We start from the raw sequence: 23721 nt of genomic DNA on the forward strand, positions 1-23721 counted from the left end.
CCGAGGAAACCATGGTTGAAATTATCAATCCCTTCGACGCGGGCGGCTATTCGCTGGCCGAAATGACCCAGGCTATCAACATCCTGCCCAACCTCTACACCCGGCTCGGCCAGATGGGGCTGTTCCGCTTCGAGGGCGTCACCCAGCGCTCGGTGATCATCGAGCAGGCCGAGGGCGTCCTCAACCTGCTGCCCACAGTGCCGCTGGGCGGCCCGGCTACCGTCGCCAACCGGGACAACCGCGCCATGCGCGCCTTCTCGCTCCCGTGGATTCCCCATGACGACACCATCTTGCCTCAGGATATCCAGGGAGTGCGCGGCTTTGGCAGCGCCGATGCCGCCGATCCCCTGACCACCATCATGGAGCGCAAGCTGACCCGCATGCGCTCCAAGCACGCCCAGACCCGCGAGTTCATGGAGGTCAACGCGCTGCGCGGCATCGTCCGCGACGGCGCCGGGTCCACCCTCTACGACTACTTCAGCGAATTCGGCCTGGCCCGCCAGCAGGTGGATTTTGCCCTGGGAACCGCCACCACCAATGTCCAGGCCAAGGTACGCGACGTATTGCGCAAGGTGGAAACCGAACTCAAGGGCGAGACCATGTCGTCGGTCACCGCCCTGGTCAGCCCCGATTTCTTCGACAAGCTGATCGGCCACGCCAAGGTCGAGCAGGCCTACCAGTACTATACGACCGTGGGCGCCCAGCCGCTCAGGGAAGACGTGCGCCGCCGCTTCCCCTTCGCCGGGCTGGTGTTCGAGGAATACAGCGCCACCGTCACTCTTTCCACCGGCGGCACCGAGACCCTGATCCCGGCCGGCGAGGGCATCGCCTTCCCGCTCGGCACCATGGACACCTTCGTCACCTACGGCGCCCCCGCCAATCTGATCGAGACCGTCAACACCCTGGGCGTGCCCATGTACGCCCGGCAGCTTGCCCGCCAGGACGGCAGCGCCATCGACGTCAAGACCGAGGCGTCCATCCTGCCGGTCAACAAGCGGCCGCGTCTGGCTGTGCGGTTGTTCTCGGGCAACTGAGCGTGACCGCCTTTGCCGACGCCATCGACGACCTGTTCGCCGATCCCAACCTCGCCGTCACCGTCAGCTACCAGGGCCGGTCCATCCGCGCCCTGGTACGGCGGCCCGACCGCGATATCGAGTTTTCGGACATCACCGTGCAGACCAGCACGGCGGTGTTCGAGATCCGGCGGCGGGAGGTTGCGGCACCCCAGGCGGGGGATGTGATCGTCCACGATGGCGACAGCTTCGTCGTCCAGGGCGAACCCCGTCTGGATGCCGAGCGGCTGGTTTGGACAATCGACGTGAGACCGGCATGAAACTGGCGGCGGCTATTTCCGGCGATCTGCGCAAGATCATGGCCGAGGAGGTCAAGGAAGCCGAGGATGCGGTCACCGCCGCCATGCGCCAGGCCGCCGACGGGCTGAAGGCGGATCTTCGCCGCCAGGTCAGCGAAGCGGGCATGGGCCAGCGCCTCGCCAATACCTGGCGGGCCGAGCTTTATCCCAAGGGGCGCAAAAGCATCAAGGCGGCGGGGTTCGTTTTCACCAGGGCGCCGACCATCATCCGCGCCTTTGACCAGGGCGCGGTGATCAAATCCAAGCACGGCTTCTGGTTGGCGATTCCAACGCCTGCCGCCGGCACCGGTGCCCGAGGCAAACGCATGACGCCGAGCCTGTGGGAACAGATGCACGGCAGCCGGCTGCGCTTCATCTACCGCCGGGGCGCCCCATCGCTGCTGGTGGCCGAGAACATGCGGGTCCGCACCGGCAAGCGGGGTGGTTTCGCCAAGGGCAGCGCCTCGGCGCTCCGCTCCGGGCGTGGGATGACCAGCGTGGTGATGTTCATCCTGGTGCCGCAGGTGAGCTTGAAGAAGCGCCTCGACGTCGACGGCGCTGCCGAGCGGTGGGCTTCGGCGCTGCCGGAGCTGATCGTCAGGAATTGGCGGTGATCATTCTGATCACTGCACCGATTTGGCCGCACCGCCATGGATAGCCATGAACATCCGTCTCTGTGGTCCCCGCAGGGACTGGAACCCGAACGCCGCGTAGAATCCTTGGGCACCATCGTCGATGGGGTCAACGACGATCACCGACATGGCGACCGTCTCCGCCGCCACCTTGGTCTTCTTGACGGCATCAGCCAGCAGAACACTGCCCAGACCCTGACCAGCAGCGGCCAGATCAACGGCGAGGCGCCCGATCAGAGCCGCCGGAATGGGATGTCGCGGTAGGCGCTTCTCCATTGCTAGCGGCAGGTCAGCGGCGACCACCGTCGCGGCGCTGAGGGTGAAGAAGCCGAGGATATGCTCGGGCCGATCCGGCATGACGGCCACGAACACCCGTGCGGTATTCCGCCGGACATCCTGGCTGGCCTGCTCGTGGATATAGCGGTCGAGGGACACATTGCCGCAGGAGAAAGACGAGCGGTCATGATGGGCATCAAGTGGCTCGATCTGGATCGAATCGGCAGCGAAACTCACCGGCGCACGATCCGAGCATGCTCTTCAAGCGCCTTTTGAAGCTTCTCGTTCGGCTCGGGTGGATTGAGCAGCAGTTCCTGAAAACGCTCCCATTCCTCGGCGTCGAGCGAAATGACCTCGTGCTCGCGCACCACCGCATCCGCCTTTTGCAAGGCGACATCGACCACGAAGTCGGTGAGCGTCTTATCCGCATAGGCGGCAGCCCGTTCCAGCTTCCGCTTCGATTGCGGGCTGAGGCGAATGCTGATGCGCTCCTGGCGTTGGGCGGTCCTGGGCATGGTGGCGGCTCCAATTGATGCTTCAAATATGTACGCCTTATTGGCGCACGTTTCAAGGATTGCCCATGCCCAGCGTCCGCGAACAGGTCCTTGCCGCCCTGTTGGCGCGGCTCGAGGCCGTGCCCGATGCCGCGGCCAAACGGGAAGTGCCGCTTCCGGAAACGGTCCCCTCCGGTGGATTGATCATCCTGCGCGACGGTGATCCTGGCGACCCCGAGGTGATCCTGTCGCCGGTCACCTATCTCTGGGAACACCAGACCGAAATCGAGGTGATCCTCCAGCGCGGCCAGGATGACGACAGCGCCGCCCTCGAAACCCTGCTGATGGCGGTGGGAAACGCCCTGGCTGGAGACCGCTCCCTCGGCGGTCTGGCCGAATGGCTGGAATGGGGCGCTCCCAAGACTTCCGGCCTAGCCATCGACGGAGCTGCTGCCCTGCGCGGCGCCACGGTGCCGATCACCATCCATTACGCCAGCGACGATCCGCTGGGCTGATTTCCAATCCATCAAGGATTCTGATCATGGCAAAGACTCGGGCCTATGGCGCCGATTGCATGCTGCTGGCCGCCTTCGAGACGGTTTACGGCACCCTGCCTGCTGACGGTTATGGGCGGCTGTCGTTCAAGGAATCCAGCCTGGGGGCCGAGCGACCGCTGGGTTACGACCCGCTGCTGGGCCAGGGTCGCGACGCCCAGGACCCGTTCTACGAGGCGATCAAGGACGAGGGCGATATCGGCGTGCCGCTGGATGTTAGGGCGCTCGGCTTCTGGCTGAAGGGCCTGTTCGGGGCGCCCGCCACCGCCGATAACGGTGACGGGACCTTCGACCATGTCTTCACCTCGGGCGGCACGCTGCCCAGCCTTGCCATCGAGATCGGTCATGCCCAGTTGGCGGTGCTGAAGTTCTTCCGTCACGGCGGCGCCAAGCTCGACAAGCTGTCCTTCGACATGGCCCGCTCCGGCGCCGCCAATGCCAGCATCGGTGTGATCGCTCAGGGCGAGACCGAAGCCGCCGCTACCATTGATGCCACCCCGACGACCTTCGCCCTGAAGCGGTTCAGCCAGGGCAGCGGCACCATCCGGGTCGGCGGTGGCCAACTCGCCAACGTCACCGGCGGCAAGTTGTCCTTTTCCAACAATCTGGAGCGGGTCGAGACCATCCGCGCCGACGGGTTGATCGACGGCGTGGACGAAACCGAAGCCACCGCCGAAGGTTCGGTGGACATCCGCTTCGGCACCGATACCACCCTGACCTCAGCCATCGCCGCCGAAAGCCCGGTGGCGATGGATTACGGCTTCACCATCCCCGGTTCGTCCTTCGCGCTGACCTTCCATCTACCCCGCGTGTTCCTGCCCAAGAAGAAGCAGGAGATCAAAGGACCCGGCGGCATCCAGGCCAGCTACGACTGGCGCGCCGCCCGCGATCCGGTGGCGGGGTATCTGCTCCGCGTCACCCTGGTCAACGACGTGACGGGGTATTGATCATGATCCGCCTGACTATCCCCAAGGAACCCTACTGGATCGATCTCCCCCATGGTGTGCGGGTGTTCGTCCGCCCCCTGACCACGGCGGTCTATGAGGCCGCCCGTGCCCGAGGCTGGCGCATGGCCCGTGCCATCGCCGCCGAGCATGCCGATCTGAAAGCCGCCGGGGCCGATATTACCGGCCTGCCGGACCTATCCGACGAGGACGCCCTGGCCGGACTGTCGCAGATGCTGTTCGCCCAAGGGCTGGCCCGCTCCGCCATCACCAAATGGGAGGGCGTGCTGGATGAGGCCGACGAGCCTGCGGAGGTCTCAGACACGAGCATCGCCGAGTTGATGCAGCTTCCCCGCATGGCCGAGGGCTTCGTCGTCCAGTACACCGAAACCCACGAAGCGGTCATCGCCGAGGGAAACGCCTCCAGGCCCGCGCCGAATGGCATTTCGGCGGCGGGCCTGACTACTGCCGAGGCTGCGGCGGAAACTGTGACTGCCCCTATGACCGCAACGCCCCCCTGACCGAAGCAGGCTGGCAAGCCTGGGAACTCCTGACCGGAGCCATCGGCGCCCTCCGCATCAGTCCTCGTGGTGGCATCACCGGCTTCGACCTTCCCGCCCTGCTGATCCAGGCCCAGACGCTGGGTTACGACCAACCCTTGCTGGCCCGGCTGCTGCCATTCGCTGAGCGGGGAATGGTGGCCGGTTCCGCCAAGGTTCAAACCGAGACCTGACCGATGGCCACCAAATCCGTCTCCATTCGCCTGTCCCTGCAGGATGGCGAAACCGTGCGCCGTACCCTGATCCAACTGGGTAACGACGGCCAGAAGGCGCTGGCCCGGATCGAGGGAGCGGCGCAACCGGCGTCGAAGTCGCTGCTGGCCATGAATGCCGCCAGCCAGGATATCCAGGGCGGCATGGCGGGGTTTGCTTCCCGGCTTGGCCCCATCGGCTCGGTGATGATGGCGCTGGGTCCGGCGGGATTGGCGGCGGGCGCGGCTATTGGCTTCTTCGGCAAGGCCATGGTGGAGTCCACCATCAAGGTGGAAAGCCTGGAGGCCCGGCTGAAGGGGCTGGTCGGCGCCGCCGCCCTGACCGAAACCACCAGCTATCTCTATGCCCAGGCCCAGAAGACCGGCACCGCCTTGGAGACCGTGGTCGGGGCCTATTCCCGGCTGGCGGCGTTGCAGAAGGCCGGGATCATCACCACCGGCGAAAGCCGCGCCTTGCTGGAGGGCTTCCAGTCCACCGCCATCGCGCTGGGGGCCTCGTCCGAGCAGTTGGAGCAATCGCTGTTCGGTCTGGCCCAGGGGCTGTCGTCGGGCACGTTGCGCGCCGAGGAACTCAACCAGATTGTCGAGCCCATGCCGGGGCTGCTGCAGGCTCTCGACCGGGCCGCCGCTCTGCCCTCGGGCGGCTTCCGCCAGATGGTCACCCAGGGCAAGGTCACGGCGGATTTCTTCCGCGACACCCTGATCAAGGCGCTGCGGGGTTTCGACGAAGCCGCCAAGGAAAGCGCCGATACCGCCGAGCGGTCGTTTACCCGCATGGCCAATGCCTGGCAGGGCTTCACCAACGCCCCCTGGCTGCGCAAGGTTCTGTCGGGCGGCGCCAATGCCGGGGCGGCGACGCTGGAATCGCTGACGCCGGGCGAATCCACGGTCAAGTCGCGGCTGGCCGATCTGGACCGCCGCATTGCCGCCCTGGGGGGCGAGCAGGCCCTCGACAAGCCGTTGCCCGCCGGCACCCATTCCGTGGTGGTGATGGCGGTCAGGGAGGAGAACGAGGAACTGCGCCGCCTGCTGGCCGAACGCCAGGATGTCGCCGCCGACCTCGACGAGATCACCCGCAAGCGGGCGGGCATGGAAGCCCAGGCCAAGATGGAGCGCGATCGGGTAAGGGCCGAGCAGCGCGAGCCCAGCTATCTCGAAAAGCTGACCGACCTCAAATTTGAGGTGGAATGGCAGGAGAAGCTCAACACGGCCCGCGCCGCCGGCAACGCGGTGTTCTCCCGCACCAAGGCCCAATACGAAGCGGCCAAGGGCTTTCGCCAAATTGAGAAGGAGCTGTTCCAGCAAGGCGGCGTCTATCGCACCCAGCCCAAGGAACAGGAGATCAAGGATCTGCTGGCCCGTGAGGCCGAGGCCAAGGGGGCGGGAGAGATGTCGGCCCAGGCCCAGGCCGAGGTGCTGGGGCTGAACCTCCAAGCCCGTGGCCAGGAGCGTCTGGCCGAAGCCGCCCGCACCGGCGGGCAAGCCCAGATCGATGCGGCGCGGGCCGCCAAGGTGCTGGAGTTCGCCTTCAAGAATAACGGCGCGGCGGTGGCCGAATACGATCGGGCGCTGCGCCGCATCGATGCCGCCAAGCTGCTGGAACAGACCAACGGCCTGATCCGCACCATGGGGCAGGAAGCCGCAGCCAATGACCGTCTCGCCGATTCCGCCAAGGGCTCGGTGGCCGACACCATCCTGGCGGAGCGGACCAATTGGCTGGCCGAACAGGCATCCAAGGGGCTGAGTGATGCCAATGGCGAACTGGCGGCTTCCTACGCCCTGGTGCAGAAGTCCCGCGCCAACAGCGAGGCCACTCGCGCCGTCGCCGATCTGGAGCGCGAGATCGATGCCCAGGTGCGTCTGGCCGAGGCGGTGCGCAGTAGTGATCGCAACCGCGTTCGCACAGTCACCATCGACAATGACGTGGCCAAATTCGCCCGCAGCCACAAGCTGGCCGAGGACGATCCCAAACTCGATGAGTACCGGGCGGCCCGCTCGCGGCAATATGCCGAGGCGGTCAAGGATGAGGCCCGCCAGACTACCCTGGCCTACGACGCCACCCTGCGGTTTGCCGAGGAACTGGCCAAGCTCAACGAGCAGCGGGCCAGCGGTGCCTTGTCGGAGGAAGCCTATACCCGCCGCTATCGGGAATTGGAGCAGGACAAGCTGGCCGCCAGCCGCGACTGGCAGGACGGCGCCATCCGGGCGGTACGGGCCTATGCCGACGAAGCCAGCAATGCCGCGGCTTCGGCAGAGCGGGCCATGTCCGGGGCGCTGCGGGCCAGCGAGGATGCTTTCGTCAAATGGGCCATGACCGGCAAGCTGGCCGGGCAGGATCTGTTCAACAGTCTGGCCGAGGAGGCTTTGCGCGCCGCTTGGCGCATGTCGGTGGTAGCGCCGCTGTTCGGCGGAGCCGGTGGCGGCATCTTCGGCGGCATGATCGCCGGGATCGGCAGTTTCTTTTCCGGGACCGCTTCTGGCGGCGCCAGTTCCGGCGGCGCGGCGCCGGTGCCCGATACCGGTAATTTCGCCATCGCCCATTCCGGCGGCTTGATCGGTCTCGACCGGCTGGACACTCGTTCGTTCAGCTCCTCGGTCTTCGCCAATGCACCGAAATACCATGGTGGCGGTCTGGTGGCGGGGGAGCGCCCCATCGTTGCCCGCGTCGGTGAGGGCGTTTTCACGCCCCGGCAGATGGACAATGCCGACCGCATCCTGAATGCCGCCTTGTCGCAGCCGATGGTGGTGGGCGTGGTGGTCACGGTCAATAATCATGCGTCGGGCACCCAGGCCCGCGCCGAGCAATCCCAGGGGGCGGATGGCCGCATCCATCTCGACATCATCGTTGAGGAGATCGAGGGCCGCATGAGCCGCCGCATCGGTCGCGGCGAGGGCATGGCCCCGATGCTGGAGCATCGCTATGGGCTGAACCCGGCGGCAGGGACATATCGGTAAGGCTACAAGCCGAGTTCGCTGTGCGAGCCGAGACGCACCAGATCGAGCGTCTCTTCGTCGGAGAGGCGGTAGATCAGGACCAAATCGGGCTTAATATGGCAGTCGCGGTGATCCTTCCAGTTCCCGGTCAGGGCGTGGTCGTGATGTCGCTCCTCCAGGGGCTCGTCGGCCACCAGCTTCGAGACCACCTCGACAAGGTCGGCATCGAGGGCTTCCCGATGTCGCCCCTTCTTTTCACGCTTGTAGTCTCGCTTGAACTGACCGGTGCGGCTAATCGTCCGCATTCAGATCCGCCATCAGATCCTTGACGCTGCCGACCCGTACCACGTCGCCGCGCCGGGCTGCTTCCATCGCGGCGATGGTTTCGGCATTGGGAACCAGCGGCTCGAACGGCAGCCGCTTCTCGGTGGCAATCCGCACCATCATCATGCGGAAGGCGTCGGACACGGTCAGCCCGATCGACGACAGCACGATTGCGGCTTCCTCCTTCAGGTGCTCGTCGATGCGGGCACGGACAACAGTGTTCATGGTGGGCACCTCCTGTACTTGGGCCACAGTGTAGCCCAGAGATGAGGTGGCCGTCCACCGGATGCAAGGAGCCTGTACCCGGAGACCGTCATGACCACCACCATCTCCTGGCCCGCCCGGCTGCCGCTGCCGACCTATGACGGCTATGCCCTGGAACCGGAATCCGCCGTCACCCGCACCGACATGGAATCCGGCCCAGCCCGGCAGCGGCGGCGGTTCACCCAAACGCCAACCCGTATCCCGGTGCGCTGGCGCATGTCGGCGGTGGATTTCGCCACCTTTGAGGCGTGGTTCCGCCTGAAGCTGGACGATGGCGCCGACTGGTTCGCCATCTCCCTGCTGGGCGGAAGCGGCATTGTCGCCCACGAAGCCCGTTTCGTCGGCCAGGGCAACACCCCCTACAAGGCGGTGCCCAGCCGGGGCGGGGCTTGGATCGTCACCTCGGTGTTGGAAGTTCGTGAGCGCCCCATGCTCGACGCGGGGGCGTTGGACATCCTGCTGGCCGAGGACGTGGTCGTTCTCTTTGCCAACATCCAGACCCTCCATTCCACCCTGCATGTCGGCTTGCCCGTCAGCATTCGCTGGTGACCATCCATGACTCTGCAAACCGATCTCGCTGCTGCCGTCGCCAAGGTGACCGCGGACAGCACCCTGCTGCACAAGGTGGTGCATGGCCCCGCCAGCGGGACCGAGTGTCAGGTCGTCACCGAAGGTGGGCCGGTCAAGACGGTGGCCAAGGCCATCGCCGATATCGACACCCGGCTTCAGTCCGGTCTGGAAACCCTGGATCAGAAGGTTGCCGCGGCGGCGGCCAGCGCGACGATTGCTGTTCAAAGCGCCGATGCGGTGGAGACGAGCGAGGCAGCTATCGCGGCAAATGCCCAGGCCGCGCGCCTGTCGGAAACGCATGCCGCCGCCAGCGCATCATCCGCGTCCGGCAATGCCGCTGCGGCCAATGCCAGCGCGGTCGCGGCGCAGGCATCCCGGCAAGCCTCGGAAAACGCTGCCGCCCAGGCGGAACAGTCCAGGACCGCATCAGTGGCGGCGAAAGCCGTCACCACGCAGGCAGCAATCGATGCGGCCGCCTCGGCATCGGCGGCCGATGCCTCCGCCATAGCGGCTAATACCAGCGAAGTCGCCGCCCAGGCGAGCGCGGAGGCGGCGGCCCTGTCGGAACAGCAGGCGGCGACCTCCTCGGCCTTGGCGGTCCATGCCGAGGCCAGCGCCACCGCGTCGGCCGCCCAGGCCCGTGCATCGGAAACCGCCTCTGCCGGTTCCGCCACGGCAGCAGCCCAGGCCGAAACCGACGGCGCCTTCTGGGCCGGACAAGCCGAGAGCTTCGCCGTGGCCGCCGAAGCGGCGGCAACCATCGTCGCCGATGCCACCGGGCTTGATCTGCAAACCCTGATCGTTTCCGCCCGCAGGGGCTCGGACTACCGGACGCTCGGCATCGAGTTGTTCTGAAGGGAAGCCCCATGACCACCCTTGCCCATTACCTGACGCTCAAATCCGCCCAGGACAACGCCTTCGCCACCATCTCGGCCAAACTCGACGATCCCAACCTGCGGATGGACGATTTCGCCCTGATGGTGAAGGCCATCGAACTGATCGAGACCGTCCAGGACACCGATTCCTACGACGCCCTGCTGCGCAAGGTGGCGGCCAAGGCCGCCGGGCTCTACGCCCCGGACTTAAGCGGCGAGGACATCCTCATGCTGACCCGGGCTTCCAGGCTGGGCGACATCCCCCATGGCGGGGAAGAGCGGTGGATGCTGCTCAATCGCGATGACCGGAACATGGATGTCACCGGCGCCGTGATGGTCGGCGAGCGCACCCTGGAATCGTTCGGCGATTGCGTCCTCGAAACCTTCTACGCGGAGACCTGATCCCATGCCCCTGACCATCCCCCCGATCCCCAACGCTGCTCCCTTCGTGGCGTTCTCCGACAATGTCGGCATCTTCAGCAATTCCAAGGCCCGCGAAATCCCGGCCCGGCTCAATGCCATTGCCCAGGCGCTGAAGGATCACATCAACACGCTCTGGCTGGGCACGGCCACCAGCTTCATCAACGGCACGGTGATCGCCGGTCTCAACGCCGCCCTTGCCAAGATCGAGACCTTCTCCAACGGGATCGAAACCCGCATCAACAATCAGATGGCCGAGTTCCAGGTCAATCTCGCCAATTACCTCGGAACCAATGCCGGGTATTCGGTCAGTGCCGCCAATGCTGCCCTGTTCACGGGGGGCATCGTCGCGGGTGACGTCGTCTACGACGTTGCGGGAAGAGCGGCTTCCATCCGCCAGGGGCCGCGTCTGATCAACGGCATCACCTACAACGACGACGGAACCATGGCGGGCTATGCCGAGAAGCTGACCCTCGGCGGCATCACCTATACCCGCGCCTACAGCTTCACCTATACGCCCGACGGGCAGATCGCCGCCATCACGGAGGTTTGACGATGGATATCCTGACATTCAACGCGCTGAAACAGTACCAGCGCCGTATTGACAGCGATCTGCTCGATCCCTGGAAGCGCCCGGCCTTCGCCGTGGTCACCATGAGCAGTTCGGCGCCCTGGGGCACGGTGGTCTACAACCACTATCTCCAGGAGCTTTGCCGCCAGCACTACAATGACAGCGGCTACATGCAGGGCAGCACCAGCAGCCTGGGCACCGAATTCTTCAACAACTGGTATTCCTACGGCCAGACGAACTCGAACATCTCGTCGACCGACACCTCCTATGGCGACGGCACGGCGCGGTGCGGGCATCTCGGCCATATCGCCCTTGGCATCGGCCCCGACGGCTCGATGATCGGCCGCCCCAGCCCCTATGCCGGCACGGCACTCCGCAATGTCGGTGTCTGGGTCAACAACAAGACCAACAAGAACCTCGCCCTGTTCATGGAGAATCAGTATGCGGGCGTGGCGCCCCGCGCCATCGCCCCCGGCCGCCTGACCGGCACCGAGGGTTGGCATCTGGCCTGGACCAACACCAAGTTCTACGCCCAGAACAATTTCGGGACGTACAACAAGTACGGGATGATTGGCTACAACGAGAAGACCGGCACGCTGGTCATCAATGAGAACAAGAACGGCGGCACCTCCATGCGGCTGCACGTCTATTCCAACGTCCCGCCGTTCGACATTTCCGCCAGCAACCGCCGCGCCTGGTTCAACAATCTCGATGAGACCAAGCACATCTTCTACGACTGGACGGCCAATTCGGCCGGGTATGCCGAGAGCCTCTATCGCGGCATCGTCATTCCCTGCGATGACGGCAAGATCATCATCGTGCGGATGGAGCCCAGCAATTACTGCATGCTGGACCGGTTCACGCCGAACGGCGCCGGAGGCTACACCAAGGAAGCCACCCACACCCTGAGCACGACCACCACCTACGGCATGGAATCCGCCGACCGCAACGGCATCCGCTTCCAGATCTCCAACGACGGCAAATACGTCATCTGCTACCAGCCCTATTACTACTATGGGGCCGGGGCCGAGGTATTCCTGATCCGGGTGGCGGACGGGAAGTACGCCTTTCTACAATACCAGGATTCCAGCTATGGCCGGTCGTTCGCGCCCATCCGCGACAGCGACTTCATGATCTCCTACAGCCCGAATTCCGACAGCGGTTACGGCATCTACATGTCGCACATCGACACCCGGACGGTGTTTCAGGCCATCGCCGACAAGGGCGACATGAGTTCCAAGGTGCCGGGCTTCAACGTCTACATCTTCGACAGCGCCTATCACTCGACCAACTACCCCTACATCGTCCCGATCATCGGAGGCATCTGATCATGGCCGGCAAAATCAGCTTCCCCCACGGCAATGACTGGGGCGTCATCGGCCCCGAGGGCGACCACGATCTGCCGGTGGAGTCGACCCTGGGTCACCGCTTCCAACTCGTCGATGGCGAGGTTGTCGACCGCTACGACGGCGCCACCGACGACGAGGTCCGCGAGATTGATGCCGCGCGCGTCGTCGAGCGGCAGGCCGAGGAACTCCAGGCGGCCAGAACCGCCCTGGTTCGCCGGGTCAAGGCCGAAGCGGCGCAGCGCATCGCCAATCTCGACTGGAAGGTCGAACGCGCCCGTGAACGGGACGTCCTAAACGGCTCCAAGACCCTCCAGGAGGTCTATGCCGAGCGCGAGGTCATTCGGCTGGCGAGCAACCAGGCCGAAGCCGCAATCGCCAAACTCGCCTCCCAGGAAGAGATCCAGTCCTTCTCCTGGTAGCCGCCTCCCCCGATTCGGAATAACTCGCCATGACAGAACAATCCCCGGACATCTGGGCGGGCGTCGCCACCCAGTATGTGGGCGCGTGGGGGCAAGCCGCCCCCATGGTCCAGATCGCCGCCATCGCCGCCACGGTGGTCATCATCGCCATCGTCGCCTGGGCATGGTCGCGGAAGCAGGGGGCGCCGGATCCATCCGGTGTTCCCATCGAGGCCTTCGCCCATGTGGTGGAGGAGCAGGCCCGCCAGACCGAGGCGCTGCGCTCGGCGGTCGAGGGCCTGTCCGAGATCGTTCACCAGATCCGCCTGCTGCTGGAGGCCCGCACCTTGTGTCCCTATGGCGAGGAGCGGCGCGATGCCTGATCCGGCGTTGTCGCAGGCGCTGAAGGAGGCGTTTGCTTCAGCCCCGGCCGGAACGGTGATTCTCGATACGTTGGAGATCTGGCATCCGACCTTTGACGAGCCGATCCGGGTGGTGCGGGATCATGCCGACCTCACCGCCCGGCTGGAGGCCGGTGCTCCCCGTGACGGCGGCAAGCGGGTGACCTTCGCAGCACTTGCCTTCGAGTTCTCGCCGCCGCCGGTGGATACCGCTCCGGTGCCGGAAATCACCGTCACCCTCGACAATGTGGGCAGCGACATCACCAACGCCCTGGAAGGGGCCGCCGTCAGCCAGCAGGTGATCGAGATCACCTGGCGGCCCTATCTCTCCACCGATCTCAACGGCCCCCATATGGACCCGCCCATCACCATGACCCTGACCGAGGTCGAGGCCGACACCATGAGGGTGACGGGGCGCGCCCGCATGCTGGATGCGGGGAACAAGTCGTTTCCGTCCATCACCTATACCGCCCGGCGCTTTCCCGGTCTGGCGCGGTAACGGGGATCAGGTTTCCCAGGGATTGAGGATATCGACGCCAGCCGCCGCGAAGTCGGCGACGTTGCGGGTCACTACGGTAAGCCGGTGCTTCAGGGCGGTGGCGGCGATCAGGCTGTCGATGGCCGGCAGCGGCTGCTTGATCCGGGCGGTCAGGCGGCCCCATTCGTCGGCGACGGCGGCATCGACCGGCAGCACGCGGCTCTCGAACCAGTCGGGTAATTCGATCTCCAGCCAGGCGATGATCCGGCCACGCCGTCGCCCGTCGGGTAGCTTCTCAGCGCCCCGGCGGATTTCCCCCAGGGTCAGAGCGCTGAGGAACAGCGCCTCCTGCGGCACCGTCTCGAACCACTCCACCACCTGCGGGGCCGGGACGGGCCGGATCAGCTCGGACAGGGCGCAGGTATCGACCAGATAGCTCACAACTCGATGTCCCGTGACGGCGAGCGGTCGCGCTCGACGTCGAGATCGACGCCGGACAGCGGCGACGCCCGCAGGAATTCCACCAGCGAGGGCTTACGCCCCTTCAGCCGTTCGTACTCGTCCTGGGACATCACCACCGCCGTGGTACGGCCCCGAACGGTGATCGCCTGCGGACCCTCGGCCGCGGCGCTGCGCAGCAGCTCGCTGAACCGGGCCTTGGCGTCCTGAACCTGCCACGCGTGCATGGGTGTCTCCTGACCATTCTGACCAGATGAGGATAGCGACAATGACCCGCGAATGCCAGTCGCCGGTTGGTGGCCCCCATTGGGCAATCGCCTTGATCGGCCTGCCGTGGTCCGTCCACGGCAGTGGGCCGGACTCGTTCAATTGCTGGGAATTCGTCCGCATGGTGCAGGCCGAGCATTTCGGCCGCCTGCTGCCCGAGATCGGCAATCCCGAAGACATGCTGGTCATGGGCCGAACCTTCCGCGACCACCCCGAGCGTCGGCGCTGGGCCAAGGTTGACCCGCCAGCGGAGGGCGATTGCGTGCTGTTGCGCCGGTCTCGCCATCCCATCCATGTGGGCGTCTGGCTCGATGTGGATGGCGGCGGCGTCCTGCATTGCGCCGAGGGCGCCGGAGTGGTGTTCCAGCGTTCGGACGCGCTCGCGCTCAACGGCTGGGCCATCGAAGGCTTCTACCGGTTCATCGGAAACTCGGCATGACCGCCTCCATCGTCATCGTCACCAATCCGTTCGAACCGGTGGCCAGCCGCTCGGTTCACGCGGTGGAATCCGGCATCACGCTGGGCGGCCTGTTGCAGGCTTGCGGCATTGCCGAGGATTGCTGGTCCGACGGGCCGGAAATCCTGATCGGCGGCATGACGGTGCCGGTCGGCATTTATGCCGTCCGGGCCATCGTGGACGGCGAGGTCGCCACCGTGATTCGCTGGCCCCAGGGCGGCGGGGGCGGTGGTGGGGGCGGCAAGAACCCCATGCGGATCGTGCTGACCATCGCGGTGATGGTGGCCGCCATCTATCTGGGCCCCATGGCGGCGGTGGCCATGGGCTATACCGCCGCTGGCAGTGCCGCCGCCATGGCCACCGCCGGCATCGCCCTGGCCGGCTCGATGCTGATCAACACGGTGATCCCGGCCCCTAAGCCCTCCATGCCGTCGCTCAACTGGGGCGGCAGCGGCAGCGCGCCGGCCCCCAGTCCGACCTATTCAATCCAGGCTCAGGGCAACCAGGGCCGATTGGGCCAGCCGATCCCGGTGATCTATGGCCGCCACCTGATCTATCCCGACCTCGCCTCCGAGCCCTACCAGGATTACGTCGGCGGCGAGCAGTACCTCTATCAGCTCCACGTCATTGGCCAGGGCGAGTATGCGGTCGAGCAGATCCGCGTCGAGGACACCCCCATCTCTTCCTTCGAGGAGGTCCAGACCGAAACTGTTTCTCCCGGCAGCCGGGTCACCCTGTTTGAACCGGACGTGGTCACCGCCGCCGAGATTGCCGGCCAGGAACTGGTGGCCCCCAATCTGGTGGCCTCCGGCGACGACGGATATATCGGCCCGTTCACCGCCAATCCGGTCGACACCTCGGCCGGGGCGCTGGGCATCGACGTGGTCATGCCGCGTGGCCTCTACTATGCCAATGACGGCGGCAGCCTCGATAGCCGCACCGTCCAGTGGCAGGTCGAGGCGCGCGCCATCGATGCCGAGGGTGGAGCCATTGGCGGCTGGGCGGTTCTGGCGCAGCCGTCGCATACCGCCGCCACCAACAGCACCATCCGTCTGTCCTTCCGCTATTCGGTCAGTCCGGGCCGTTACGAGGTCCGCCTCAAGCGTCTCGACACCAAGGACACCGCCGAACGTACCGGTCATGAAATCCGCTGGGGCGCTCTGCGCGCCTATTTGACCGGCCAACCCGATTTCGGCGCCGTCACCCTGCTGGCGGTCAAGATGCGGGCCACCGACAATCTGTCGCAGCGCTCCTCGCGCATGATCAACGTCATCGCCACCCGCAAGCTGCCGGTGTGGTCGGCGGCGGGCGGTTGGTCGGCGCCGCAGCCGACCCGGTCCATCGCCTGGGCCTTCGCCGATGCCTGTAAGGCGGACTATGGCGCCAAGCTGGCCGATAGCCGCATCGACCTCAAGACGCTGGCCATCCTGGATGCCGTTTGGACCGCGCGTGGCGATTTCTTCGACGCGGTGTTCGACACCAGCATGACGGTGTGGGAAGCGCTGACCCGTATCGCCCGCTGTGGCCGGGCCGTGCCCATCCAGCAGGGCGGCATCGTCCGCATCATCCGCGATGCACCCCAGACCATGCCGGTGGCCATGTTCGGGCCGCGCAATATCGTCAAGGGCTCGTTCAAGATCAAGTACGTCATGCCCGGCGACGACACCGCCGACGCCGTGACGGTGGAGTATTTCTCGTCGCGCACCTGGAAGCCCGACGAGACCACAGCCAAGCTGGCGGACAGTGCTGGCGACAATCCCGCCAAGGTCAATTTGTTCGGCTGCACCGCCAAGGACCATGCCCAGCGGGAGGGTCTCTACATCGCCGCCAACAACCGCTATCGCCGCCGCATGGTCACCTTCCGCACCGAGCTGGAGGGCATGATCCCCACCTATGGCGATCTGGTCGCCATCACTCACGACATGCCCCGCTGGGGCCAGGGCGGCGAGGTGATCGATTGGCAGGCTGAATCCGCCAAGCCGCCCTGGACTGGGGCGGTTCTGGTGCTGTCCGAACCGCTGACCTGGACCGAGGGCGCCAGCCATTATCTGGCGCTGCGCCGCCGCGACGGCAGCCTTGCCGGGCCGTTCCGGGTCGAGCCGGTGGCCGATGCGCCCACCCTGGTGCGTCTCGCCGAGTCGCTGACCGTCACGCCTTATACCGGCGGCTCGGAGGAGCGGACGTATTTCAGCTTCGGCCCCGGCCAGGCTTGGGCGCAGACCGCCCGCATCCTCGCCATCCGCCCCCGCGCCGAGCAGGTGGAGATTACCGCCGTCGCCGAGGATGCGCGGGTGCATGTGAATTAGCCGCTTTCGATATCACCGTTCCCACCAGCCGCCTTCGGGCGGCTTTTTCATTGGAGGTTCCCCATGACCAAGGACGCTGTCGTGCCGCGTGGCATTCGCCTCAACAACCCCGGCAACATCAAGGAATCCCCCGGCGACAAGACCCAGTGGCAGGGCGAGCGCGCCACCGATGACGATCCGGTGTTCGAGGAATTCGTCAGTCCTGAAGCGGGCATTCGGGCGCTGGCCCGCATTCTGCTCGGCTATCAACGCCGCTATGGCCTCAACACCGTGACGGGGATCATCACCCGCTGGGCGCCGGGCTGCGAGAACGACACCGGCTCCTATATCGCCCATGTCGCCTCCCGCCTCGGTGTCACGCCCGATCAGGCTATCGACCTGACCAAGGCCGACACCATGGTGGGGTTGGTTGAAGCCATCATCCGCCATGAAAACGGCCAGCAGCCCTATGCCCGTGAGGTGATCATGGTCGGAATCGCTATGGGGCTGGGGAGCGCCTGACCATGAACCTGCTCGATCTCCTCGGCGATGCCGCCGCCATCGCCGCCAATCCCATCGCGGGGCTGGCCAAGGTGGCGCTGGACGTGGCGCCGGACATCGCCAGCCTGTTCGGCGACGATGCCGAGAAGGCCGTCGGCAAACTGGCCGACACCGTCCGCACCATCACCGGCACCGATGATCCCGACAAGGCCCGCGAGGCGCTGGCCGATCCCAATCTGGTGTTTCAGCTTCGCTCCCAGGCGCAAGGATTCGCCCATGCCGAACGCATGCAGCAGATGGCCGGGGCCATCACCACGCTGACCGCGACCCTGGCCGACCGTCAGAACGCCCGTGCCAGGGACAGCGAGTTCACCAAAGCAGGCAGGAGCAACACTCGCGCCAACGTCCTGCTGGTGACCGCTGGACTCGGCATTGTCGGGGGTATCGGCTTCATGGTGTTCGGCCATGTCGACGGCAACACCGCCGTCGGTGGCTGCATCATCTCGGTGGTGACCCTGCTGGCCGGCAAGTTCGCCACCGCCTTCGACTTCGAATTCGGCGGATCGGCGGATTCGGAGCAGACCCGCACCTTGCTGGCGCAGGCGCCACCCATTGGCAAGTAGCACAATCCACTTTTTGCACGACATGGCCGACCGGGGGAGCAATCCCCCGGTCGGCTCTTTTTGTGTTTCTAGCCTGCGTATGTGGCAGACTGCTGATGGGCTCTGAACGGGGTCGCCGCCATTCCCACCGCCACCATTGATCCATCCCCCGCGATGGCGTCTCCGGTGGTCCCCGCGCTTTCGGGTCCGGGTCCCCGTCGAGGCCCTTATCGCCCCATGGTTCTGGCGTCGCTGCCGACCGCATCGAGAATGCCGCGCATCTCAACCGCCATTTCAGCATGGTGGCGGTCGATATAGTCGGCCACCGCCTCATTGCGGAACAGCTTGGCTACATACCCCTTGGTCACCACCAGACTGAGCATGATGTCGCCCAGGCTGTCCTCGACCGAGCGATAGTCGCGCCGCAGGCGCTCCATCTCGTGTTCCATGCGGGCGATATCGGTCGCCGACATGCCCTCCACCTTCTTGGGTCTTGCCGGATCGATCAGGTGCTCAGGCCGGGTCGCGGCCAGCAGAACCTTGGCATAGGAGAGGGTGAAGCGGTTGGCCGAGATCATCATTTCCACTGCATCGATCTGGCGCAGCGGCTTCATCCGTCGCAGGATCGGAAAGATCGCCGGAACCACCATGCGATCCTTCAGCATGTCGACCACCTCGGGAGCGATGCCGACCAGCATGTACTGCCGCTCTTGAATCCGCTTCACATCCACCGCCAGTCCTTCGGCGATGGCCTTGGCCGACACTCCCTTCTCGATGGCCTGCAACAGCATCCGGTGTTCCTGGATCGCCGTCATCCGGGCGATCCGTCGGTTATAGGTGAAACCCTCGTCATCGGTGGAAACCAGGCATCGTGCTTCGGTTGCTCCGATCTCCCGCAGGGCCGCCAGGCGGAGATGGCCGTCCAGCAGGATGTAGGGGCCGGATCGCTCCTTCGCCTTCTCGGGGTGGACAGCCAAGGGTTCGACCAACCCCACTTGGCGGATGGAAGCCAGGATGGTGCGGAATTTCGGGGTCTTGAGAACTTCCTTTCCCACCACCTTGGTCGGCAGGATGCGCTCCAGCGGCAGTGTGATGGTTTTCGCCTCGAAGCCGAGCCGGATACCGGTCATGGCGTCTCTCCCTTCAGGCGATCCGCCAGCGGCTTGGGCAGATCGAGCAGCCCCTCCGCCCGCAACAGGGTGCGGAAATGCTCGTCGGCAAACAGGCGGCGCAGCGCCGAGGTCAGCAGGATCAGCCGTTGCTCGCCGATGTCGGCCTTGCGGATCAGCATCTGCTGGCGGTGAACCTCTTCCTGGTAGACCTGGGCAAGCCGCCGAGGTGAAGGAGGCTGGTCCTTGCCCGGAAATTTGTGGCCATAGGCCTTCCCAATCAGCTTGCGGCGCTCGATCAGGCGCCGCACCTTGAGCAATTGCGGTCCTTTCAGGGTTCCATCCTGGTAGGCGTCCATCAGGCTGTGCTGCATGGCGGAATCGTCGCTGTGAGCGATCTGGCTGGCCAGATAGATGGGCATCCAGCCCCGTTCCACCGCGGCGATCAGCCGCTCCTCGCCTTCGCGCAGAAGGATCAGGATTTCCGAGATATAGGACGGATCGAGACCGGTCTTGGCGCCGATCTCGGGGGAACTGTAGCCGCGATCCTCCAGGATGCGGATGGCGGTCAGCAGGTCCCGGTTGGTATGCTTGCGCCGCGCCATGTTCTCGATCAGGCCGCGCAGATAGGCGTCGGCCTCGGTGGTATTCTCGATCAGGGCGGGAATGGTCTTCTCCCCCAGCGCCATGACTGCTTCCAGACGCCCCTGGCCGCACACCAGGTCGTATCTTGGCCCATCCTGATCTCGGCCGCATTCCCTGACCGTGATAGGTCGCTTGAGGCCGACCGAGGCGATGCTGTCGATCATGGCGGCGAACATCTCGCGATTCCGGCTGCGGGGATTGGCGATGCGGATACGCTCCACCGGGATCAGGTGGATGGCTTCGTCGCCTTTCCCGCCGTCCATCACGCCACCTCGCGCAAGGGGACGCGGCGGGCGAGATCGAACAGGCGTTCCAGTGCGGTGAAGCGGTAGGCGTCGAGGCCGATGCCGTTGTCCTCGGCCAGACGCAGCCGCGCCACCGTCATGTCGATGGCAGGCAATAGGTAATAGTCCAGGATGTCGCGGTTGCCGGGCGCCATCCGCACCGCCACCGTGATGTCGGGCAGTAGGCCGGTCTCCAGCCGGATGGTCCAACGATGCGCCCCAGCCTTGGTGGACTCGCAGCGGGAAATGACCAACGAAACGGTGAATTCGTCATTGATCACCACCATGCCGCTTTCCAACTCGCGCCGCACCGAGCCGCCCAGGTCTCGGATACGGCGTAGCGTGTCCTCCACCACGGTGGGGAACATCCGGCGCAGGTGGCGGTTGTCCTCGATATAGGCGTAATCGCGGCCGGGGTCATAGCCGACCAGGGCATAGGCCCGCAGCAGACTGCCGAAGCGGTGGCGGATCGCCCCGCTGGAGGGACCGGCAGCCGCCTCGTCGATGACGATGGCGGACAGGGCTCCGTGCCGGGCATGGAGTGCCTTGAGATGGTCCAGGATCTCCTCATCGGAAAACCACCGTGACCGCTCGACGATGATCGTCTGGGCCGCCCGGTAGTCCTGGATATCGACGATGGGAGTGAAGACGCCTTCGGCCCGGATCCACTCTTCTGGCGGGTTTCTAACCCGCTGAGCCTTCAGCTTGAAGGAGCGGCGGTTGAAGACATTGTTGCCGATATACTTCTCATTGGTCAGAACCTGATGCACGACTGATGCCCGCCAGGGGCGCCCGAGGTCGGTCATAATCCCGTCTGCGTTTAACAGGGCGGCGATCTCACCCTCGCGGCGGCCTTCGGTCACGAACAGACGGTAGATGCGCCGCACGGTTTCGATCTCGGTCTCGGGGCCGGGTTTGAGGATCACCCGGTCGGTCTGCAGGCATTTGTGCTGTCCTCTTTCCAGAACGCCAAGCTCGGCTCCGGTCTGGTCGATCCGCATCCGGCGCAGGCCATAGCCCGCCGGGCCGCCCTGGCGATAGCCCATCCGGATCAGACGACACTGCCCGGCGAACACCTTGACCGACAGGTCGCGGCTGTAGTCCCCCGCCTGACTTCGCCTCATCATCTTAAGCAGGGAGGATTGCATGCTGCCGTCATTGACGAACTGCTCGGCGCAGTACTCAACCCGAATGCCGGCCTTCTTGCACAGGTATTCGTAGTAGGCGCTCTCGTCGGTGTCCTGGAAGCGACCGAAGCGGCTGACGTCGTAGACCAGCAGCATCTCGAAATCGGCGCGACCCTGGGTCGCATCGGCGATCAGCCTTTGCAGCGCCTCGCGCCTATCCAGTTGCAGCCCGCTTATTCCTTCGTCGGCGTAGGTGCGGACAATCTCCAGTCCGTGGCGTTCGGCGTAATGGGCGATGGCATCGGCCTGGTTCTCGGTGGAATACTGCTGATGCTCGGTGGACATGCGCAGATACTGGGCCGCTCGCAAGGGGCCATCCCGGCTACCGGATTTGCCGCCATTATTGCTTCTTCTTGCCGCCACAGATGCCCCCTGGCTTTTATTGGCCCCGCCTGTGGCCATGCTTTCCGCTTCATTCTATGGATGGAGCGAATTCATGTCCCGGTCGATAAAGGGAACTAAAGTTCCCTTCGCGGCACTTGACAGTGCCGAATCTCCTGATCTCGCCGCCGCTATCGCGGATGCATTGCGCACTGAACTGGGCAGTCGCTCCGTTGCCAAGACGGTGGCGCGCTGGACCGGCGTCAGTGACCGGGCCGTCAAGAAATGGCTGACTGGAAAGGTTGTTCCGAATGGCGAGCATCTCGTGGTTTTGATGCGGCATTCTGATTTAGTTTGGGCTGTGGTACGAAAAGCGGCTGGCAGGTGAGAATAAATCCCCTGCCAGCGATACGTGGCTATGGACTGTCAAGCCGCCGCCGCATTATCGGTTTCCGGTTTCGCCACCCCAAGCGCCAGCGCGATGCCCGAAGATATTTGATCCGCCGCCGCTCGCACCGGATCGGCGGCGAGATGGGCGTAGCGAGCCGTGGTCTGCACCTGGGTGTGGCCCAGCAATTTGCCGATCATCGGCAGGCTCTGGCCGGCGGCAACCGCCGTCGAGGCGAAGGAATGGCGGAGGTCATGGATGCGGACATCCTTGATGCCGGCGCGGTTCCGCAGCCGCTGCCAGAAGGGTTGGAGGTCGGTGAGTCGGCCCCCATCCTTGTTTCCGGTGATGACCCAGGGATTGCCGTCGAGCTTCGGGATGACCACCAATATGTTGAGGGCGGCCTTGCCGAGATGGACGATCTTGGCACCGGTCTTGGAATCGGGGAGGCGCAGGGCAGGGGCGTCGGCATCGACATAGGCCCATTTCAGCGTCATGATTTCCCCCAGCCGACAGCCGGTGAGCATCAGCAGCCGTATTGCCGCGATGGCCGAGGGCAATTCGACGTTTTCGGTTTCCATCTCGACCAGCACCTCGCCGACCCGCTTGATCTCGGCGACGCTCAGGAAGCGCTCGCGTTTTTCCTCGGGGTATTTGCGGATGTGCCGCCGCGGATTGCTGCCGTCGGCGCGCAGGCCCCACATTTCGGCCAGATTGAACATCTTGGAGATGACCTCCAGGCACCGATTGGCCTGATAGGGGATGTGGCGGAGGCTATGATGAAATTTGGCGATGTCGGCTCGCGTCACTTCCTCGACCCGCAGCCGCCCCAGCGCCGGAAGTATAAATCGCGTGAGGTTGCGACGATATTCCTTAGCCGTGCTGGCCTTGATCCTGATTGATACATGCTCCTTGTCGAATCGCTCCGACAACTCCTTGACCGTGATTGCGTCACGGCGAGCCTTCCGATCCCCCGCCGGATCGCCTCCATTGCGCGCCGCCGCCAGTGCGGTGATGGCCATCGTGCGGGCCTGCTCGGCGGTCAGAATGCCGTGGGGCCCAATGGTCATCTTGCGAGACCGGGTTCCAACACGGTACAGAATGAGGTAACTTTTCTTGCCGCTGGGCAGCACACGCAGCCCATATCCTGGGATTTCGCTGTCCCAGATCGTATATTCCGCGTCGGCGACAGCGGCGCTTTCGACCACCCGTTTCGTCAATTTGCTCATCGGCTTCACCCTGCGATTAGATCTGCTACCTGATAAGCATTTTGCCCACTCCCAGGTAGCACAGTGGCAGCAGGAGGGGGCAAGTGGCTGCGAATCAGGTCGAAGTCGAGCGTGCCGATGGTGCCGAGCGTAGTCAACTAACTAGCAGAAAATACAAAGAAAAATGAGCTGTGGCGTAGTGGCGCGCAAAGTAATGAAGACGACTCATAACCTGAAGGTCGCAGGTTCAAATCCTGCCCCCGCAACCAAATTAGCCCGTAACTTCAATAAGTTACGGGCTTTTTGATTCTTGGGTCGCGATGGCCGAGAAGTCATGTCAACGCCACGTCAACAAATCCCAGGGCGGGCGTTGGCGCGGCGTGTCGTAACCGTCTTCTGAC

At 64.8% G+C, this 23721-nt stretch carries 31 protein-coding genes; 21 read left to right on the top strand and 10 right to left on the bottom strand.

The features are described 5' to 3' along the window. Window positions 1-11 precede the first annotated feature (11 nt). Genes H261_RS10500 through H261_RS10510 form a run of 3 tightly spaced genes read left to right on the top strand, consistent with a single transcriptional unit; the run spans window position 12 to window position 1965 of the window. A complete protein-coding gene (locus H261_RS10500) occupies window positions 12-1034 on the top strand; it encodes a major capsid protein (RefSeq protein ID WP_008617184.1) in 1023 nt (340 codons plus the stop codon). Window positions 1035-1036: 2 nt separating this feature from the next. Beyond that, the gene (locus H261_RS10505) at window positions 1037-1333 is read left to right on the top strand and encodes a head-tail joining protein (RefSeq protein WP_008617185.1); all 297 of its coding nucleotides are present in this window, start codon (window positions 1037-1039) and stop codon (window positions 1331-1333) included. Further along, window positions 1330-1965, top strand: coding sequence for a DUF6441 family protein (locus tag H261_RS10510; RefSeq protein WP_008617186.1), 636 nt, complete (start codon window positions 1330-1332; stop codon window positions 1963-1965). Before H261_RS10505 ends, H261_RS10510 begins: the two co-directional genes overlap by 4 nt. A 9-nt stretch (window positions 1966-1974) precedes the next feature. Here the strand turns inward: H261_RS10510 and H261_RS10515 are convergent, their stop codons facing one another. Continuing rightward, a complete protein-coding gene (locus H261_RS10515; protein ID WP_008617187.1) occupies window positions 1975-2496 on the bottom strand; it encodes a GNAT family N-acetyltransferase in 522 nt (173 codons plus the stop codon). Continuing rightward, window positions 2493-2774 (bottom strand): type II toxin-antitoxin system TacA family antitoxin, encoded by a 282-nt coding sequence (locus tag H261_RS10520; RefSeq protein WP_008617191.1) that lies wholly within the window; start codon window positions 2772-2774, stop codon window positions 2493-2495. Before H261_RS10520 ends, H261_RS10515 begins: the two co-directional genes overlap by 4 nt. Before the next feature lie 65 nt (window positions 2775-2839). Here H261_RS10520 and H261_RS10525 point away from each other — a divergent pair, with 65 nt between their 5' ends. The 5 genes from H261_RS10525 (at window position 2840) to H261_RS10540 (ending at window position 7978) form a co-directional block, all read left to right on the top strand. Continuing rightward, window positions 2840-3268, top strand: a complete 429-nt coding sequence (locus H261_RS10525) for a hypothetical protein (RefSeq protein ID WP_008617193.1) — start codon at window positions 2840-2842, stop codon at window positions 3266-3268. Between the two features lie 26 nt (window positions 3269-3294). Next, window positions 3295-4254 carry a phage tail tube protein gene (locus tag H261_RS10530; RefSeq protein WP_008617195.1) on the top strand — a complete coding sequence of 320 codons (960 nt, stop codon included), beginning with the start codon at window positions 3295-3297 and terminating at the stop codon, window positions 4252-4254. A gap of 2 nt (window positions 4255-4256) precedes the next feature. Next, window positions 4257-4772 (top strand): hypothetical protein, encoded by a 516-nt coding sequence (locus H261_RS10535; protein WP_008617198.1) that lies wholly within the window; start codon window positions 4257-4259, stop codon window positions 4770-4772. A 74-nt stretch (window positions 4773-4846) separates the two neighbouring features. Then, on the top strand, window positions 4847-4984 hold the full coding sequence (locus tag H261_RS26860) for a DUF7697 family protein (RefSeq protein ID WP_456095269.1): 138 nt from the start codon (window positions 4847-4849) through the stop codon (window positions 4982-4984). Between the two features lie 3 nt (window positions 4985-4987). Then, window positions 4988-7978, top strand: a complete 2991-nt coding sequence (locus tag H261_RS10540; protein ID WP_008617199.1) for a tape measure protein — start codon at window positions 4988-4990, stop codon at window positions 7976-7978. 2 nt (window positions 7979-7980) lie between these two features. On the opposite strand, the gene H261_RS10545 is transcribed toward H261_RS10540, so the two are convergent. After that, window positions 7981-8262, bottom strand: coding sequence for a type II toxin-antitoxin system YafQ family toxin (locus tag H261_RS10545; RefSeq protein WP_008617201.1), 282 nt, complete (start codon window positions 8260-8262; stop codon window positions 7981-7983). Then, window positions 8249-8506, bottom strand: coding sequence for a type II toxin-antitoxin system RelB/DinJ family antitoxin (locus tag H261_RS10550; protein WP_008617203.1), 258 nt, complete (start codon window positions 8504-8506; stop codon window positions 8249-8251). Before H261_RS10550 ends, H261_RS10545 begins: the two co-directional genes overlap by 14 nt. A gap of 90 nt (window positions 8507-8596) precedes the next feature. Here H261_RS10550 and H261_RS10555 point away from each other — a divergent pair, with 90 nt between their 5' ends. From H261_RS10555 to H261_RS10590, 8 genes are read left to right on the top strand one after another with little or no spacing between them, the layout of a single operon-like run. Beyond that, on the top strand, window positions 8597-9094 hold the full coding sequence (locus H261_RS10555; protein ID WP_008617205.1) for a hypothetical protein: 498 nt from the start codon (window positions 8597-8599) through the stop codon (window positions 9092-9094). A gap of 6 nt (window positions 9095-9100) precedes the next feature. Further along, the gene (locus tag H261_RS10560) at window positions 9101-9970 is read left to right on the top strand and encodes a hypothetical protein (RefSeq protein ID WP_008617207.1); all 870 of its coding nucleotides are present in this window, start codon (window positions 9101-9103) and stop codon (window positions 9968-9970) included. Window positions 9971-9981: 11 nt separating this feature from the next. Beyond that, window positions 9982-10392, top strand: coding sequence for a hypothetical protein (locus H261_RS10565; RefSeq protein ID WP_008617209.1), 411 nt, complete (start codon window positions 9982-9984; stop codon window positions 10390-10392). A 4-nt stretch (window positions 10393-10396) separates the two neighbouring features. Beyond that, entirely contained in the window at window positions 10397-10963 is a 567-nt protein-coding gene (locus H261_RS10570) for a hypothetical protein (RefSeq protein ID WP_008617211.1), read from the top strand. Between the two features lie 2 nt (window positions 10964-10965). Beyond that, on the top strand, window positions 10966-12309 hold the full coding sequence (locus H261_RS10575; RefSeq protein WP_008617212.1) for a hypothetical protein: 1344 nt from the start codon (window positions 10966-10968) through the stop codon (window positions 12307-12309). Between the two features lie 2 nt (window positions 12310-12311). Then, on the top strand, window positions 12312-12749 hold the full coding sequence (locus H261_RS10580; RefSeq protein WP_008617213.1) for a hypothetical protein: 438 nt from the start codon (window positions 12312-12314) through the stop codon (window positions 12747-12749). Window positions 12750-12778: 29 nt separating this feature from the next. Further along, window positions 12779-13111, top strand: coding sequence for a hypothetical protein (locus H261_RS10585; RefSeq protein ID WP_040476216.1), 333 nt, complete (start codon window positions 12779-12781; stop codon window positions 13109-13111). After that, the gene (locus tag H261_RS10590) at window positions 13104-13628 is read left to right on the top strand and encodes a DUF1833 family protein (RefSeq protein WP_008617215.1); all 525 of its coding nucleotides are present in this window, start codon (window positions 13104-13106) and stop codon (window positions 13626-13628) included. The genes H261_RS10585 and H261_RS10590 overlap by 8 nt, the downstream gene beginning before the upstream one ends. A gap of 6 nt (window positions 13629-13634) precedes the next feature. Here the strand turns inward: H261_RS10590 and H261_RS10595 are convergent, their stop codons facing one another. Further along, window positions 13635-14048 (bottom strand): type II toxin-antitoxin system VapC family toxin, encoded by a 414-nt coding sequence (locus H261_RS10595; protein ID WP_008617216.1) that lies wholly within the window; start codon window positions 14046-14048, stop codon window positions 13635-13637. After that, a complete protein-coding gene (locus H261_RS10600; RefSeq protein ID WP_008617217.1) occupies window positions 14045-14293 on the bottom strand; it encodes a type II toxin-antitoxin system Phd/YefM family antitoxin in 249 nt (82 codons plus the stop codon). Before H261_RS10600 ends, H261_RS10595 begins: the two co-directional genes overlap by 4 nt. 41 nt (window positions 14294-14334) lie before the next feature. Here H261_RS10600 and H261_RS10605 point away from each other — a divergent pair, with 41 nt between their 5' ends. From H261_RS10605 to H261_RS10620, 4 genes are all read left to right on the top strand, one after another. Continuing rightward, entirely contained in the window at window positions 14335-14772 is a 438-nt protein-coding gene (locus tag H261_RS10605) for an NlpC/P60 family protein (RefSeq protein ID WP_008617218.1), read from the top strand. Continuing rightward, a complete protein-coding gene (locus H261_RS10610; protein ID WP_008617219.1) occupies window positions 14769-17096 on the top strand; it encodes a host specificity factor TipJ family phage tail protein in 2328 nt (775 codons plus the stop codon). The genes H261_RS10605 and H261_RS10610 overlap by 4 nt, the downstream gene beginning before the upstream one ends. A gap of 63 nt (window positions 17097-17159) precedes the next feature. Continuing rightward, complete coding sequence (locus H261_RS10615; protein WP_008617220.1) at window positions 17160-17597, top strand: hypothetical protein; 438 nt, start codon at window positions 17160-17162, stop codon at window positions 17595-17597. A 2-nt stretch (window positions 17598-17599) separates the two neighbouring features. Further along, the gene (locus H261_RS10620; protein ID WP_008617221.1) at window positions 17600-18199 is read left to right on the top strand and encodes a hypothetical protein; all 600 of its coding nucleotides are present in this window, start codon (window positions 17600-17602) and stop codon (window positions 18197-18199) included. A 206-nt stretch (window positions 18200-18405) separates the two neighbouring features. Here the strand turns inward: H261_RS10620 and H261_RS10625 are convergent, their stop codons facing one another. Genes H261_RS10625 through H261_RS10635 form a run of 3 tightly spaced genes read right to left on the bottom strand, consistent with a single transcriptional unit; the run spans window position 18406 to window position 21712 of the window. Beyond that, on the bottom strand, window positions 18406-19308 hold the full coding sequence (locus H261_RS10625) for a plasmid partitioning protein RepB C-terminal domain-containing protein (RefSeq protein WP_008617222.1): 903 nt from the start codon (window positions 19306-19308) through the stop codon (window positions 18406-18408). After that, a complete protein-coding gene (locus H261_RS10630; RefSeq protein ID WP_008617223.1) occupies window positions 19305-20195 on the bottom strand; it encodes a plasmid partitioning protein RepB C-terminal domain-containing protein in 891 nt (296 codons plus the stop codon). The genes H261_RS10625 and H261_RS10630 overlap by 4 nt, the downstream gene beginning before the upstream one ends. Continuing rightward, a complete protein-coding gene (locus tag H261_RS10635; RefSeq protein WP_268743954.1) occupies window positions 20195-21712 on the bottom strand; it encodes a recombinase family protein in 1518 nt (505 codons plus the stop codon). Before H261_RS10635 ends, H261_RS10630 begins: the two co-directional genes overlap by 1 nt. Window positions 21713-21839: 127 nt before the next feature. On the opposite strand from H261_RS10635, the gene H261_RS24800 reads away from it, so the two are divergent. Beyond that, on the top strand, window positions 21840-22112 hold the full coding sequence (locus H261_RS24800) for a hypothetical protein (RefSeq protein WP_081608900.1): 273 nt from the start codon (window positions 21840-21842) through the stop codon (window positions 22110-22112). Between the two features lie 38 nt (window positions 22113-22150). Here H261_RS24800 and H261_RS10640 read toward each other — a convergent pair whose 3' ends face one another. After that, a complete protein-coding gene (locus H261_RS10640) occupies window positions 22151-23341 on the bottom strand; it encodes a tyrosine-type recombinase/integrase (protein WP_040476219.1) in 1191 nt (396 codons plus the stop codon). Between the last annotated feature and the right edge of the window lie 380 nt (window positions 23342-23721).

The organism is Paramagnetospirillum caucaseum (genome assembly GCF_000342045.1).
Classification (GTDB): Bacteria; Pseudomonadota; Alphaproteobacteria; order Rhodospirillales; family Magnetospirillaceae; genus Phaeospirillum; species Phaeospirillum caucaseum.

Coding starts and splice junctions, on each gene's coding strand:
- H261_RS10500 (WP_008617184.1), top strand. CDS start 12: ATGGTTGAAATTATCAATCCCTTCGACGCGGGCGGCTATTCGCTGGCC.
- H261_RS10510 (WP_008617186.1), top strand. CDS start 1,330: ATGAAACTGGCGGCGGCTATTTCCGGCGATCTGCGCAAGATCATGGCC.
- H261_RS10520 (WP_008617191.1), bottom strand. CDS start 2,774: ATGCCCAGGACCGCCCAACGCCAGGAGCGCATCAGCATTCGCCTCAGC.
- H261_RS10525 (WP_008617193.1), top strand. CDS start 2,840: ATGCCCAGCGTCCGCGAACAGGTCCTTGCCGCCCTGTTGGCGCGGCTC.
- H261_RS10530 (WP_008617195.1), top strand. CDS start 3,295: ATGGCAAAGACTCGGGCCTATGGCGCCGATTGCATGCTGCTGGCCGCC.
- H261_RS10535 (WP_008617198.1), top strand. CDS start 4,257: ATGATCCGCCTGACTATCCCCAAGGAACCCTACTGGATCGATCTCCCC.
- H261_RS10540 (WP_008617199.1), top strand. CDS start 4,988: ATGGCCACCAAATCCGTCTCCATTCGCCTGTCCCTGCAGGATGGCGAA.
- H261_RS10545 (WP_008617201.1), bottom strand. CDS start 8,262: ATGCGGACGATTAGCCGCACCGGTCAGTTCAAGCGAGACTACAAGCGT.
- H261_RS10550 (WP_008617203.1), bottom strand. CDS start 8,506: ATGAACACTGTTGTCCGTGCCCGCATCGACGAGCACCTGAAGGAGGAA.
- H261_RS10555 (WP_008617205.1), top strand. CDS start 8,597: ATGACCACCACCATCTCCTGGCCCGCCCGGCTGCCGCTGCCGACCTAT.
- H261_RS10560 (WP_008617207.1), top strand. CDS start 9,101: ATGACTCTGCAAACCGATCTCGCTGCTGCCGTCGCCAAGGTGACCGCG.
- H261_RS10565 (WP_008617209.1), top strand. CDS start 9,982: ATGACCACCCTTGCCCATTACCTGACGCTCAAATCCGCCCAGGACAAC.
- H261_RS10570 (WP_008617211.1), top strand. CDS start 10,397: ATGCCCCTGACCATCCCCCCGATCCCCAACGCTGCTCCCTTCGTGGCG.
- H261_RS10575 (WP_008617212.1), top strand. CDS start 10,966: ATGGATATCCTGACATTCAACGCGCTGAAACAGTACCAGCGCCGTATT.
- H261_RS10580 (WP_008617213.1), top strand. CDS start 12,312: ATGGCCGGCAAAATCAGCTTCCCCCACGGCAATGACTGGGGCGTCATC.
- H261_RS10585 (WP_040476216.1), top strand. CDS start 12,779: ATGACAGAACAATCCCCGGACATCTGGGCGGGCGTCGCCACCCAGTAT.
- H261_RS10590 (WP_008617215.1), top strand. CDS start 13,104: ATGCCTGATCCGGCGTTGTCGCAGGCGCTGAAGGAGGCGTTTGCTTCA.
- H261_RS10600 (WP_008617217.1), bottom strand. CDS start 14,293: ATGCACGCGTGGCAGGTTCAGGACGCCAAGGCCCGGTTCAGCGAGCTG.
- H261_RS10605 (WP_008617218.1), top strand. CDS start 14,335: ATGACCCGCGAATGCCAGTCGCCGGTTGGTGGCCCCCATTGGGCAATC.
- H261_RS10610 (WP_008617219.1), top strand. CDS start 14,769: ATGACCGCCTCCATCGTCATCGTCACCAATCCGTTCGAACCGGTGGCC.
- H261_RS10615 (WP_008617220.1), top strand. CDS start 17,160: ATGACCAAGGACGCTGTCGTGCCGCGTGGCATTCGCCTCAACAACCCC.
- H261_RS10620 (WP_008617221.1), top strand. CDS start 17,600: ATGAACCTGCTCGATCTCCTCGGCGATGCCGCCGCCATCGCCGCCAAT.
- H261_RS10625 (WP_008617222.1), bottom strand. CDS start 19,308: ATGACCGGTATCCGGCTCGGCTTCGAGGCGAAAACCATCACACTGCCG.
- H261_RS10630 (WP_008617223.1), bottom strand. CDS start 20,195: ATGGACGGCGGGAAAGGCGACGAAGCCATCCACCTGATCCCGGTGGAG.
- H261_RS24800 (WP_081608900.1), top strand. CDS start 21,840: ATGTCCCGGTCGATAAAGGGAACTAAAGTTCCCTTCGCGGCACTTGAC.
- H261_RS10640 (WP_040476219.1), bottom strand. CDS start 23,341: ATGAGCAAATTGACGAAACGGGTGGTCGAAAGCGCCGCTGTCGCCGAC.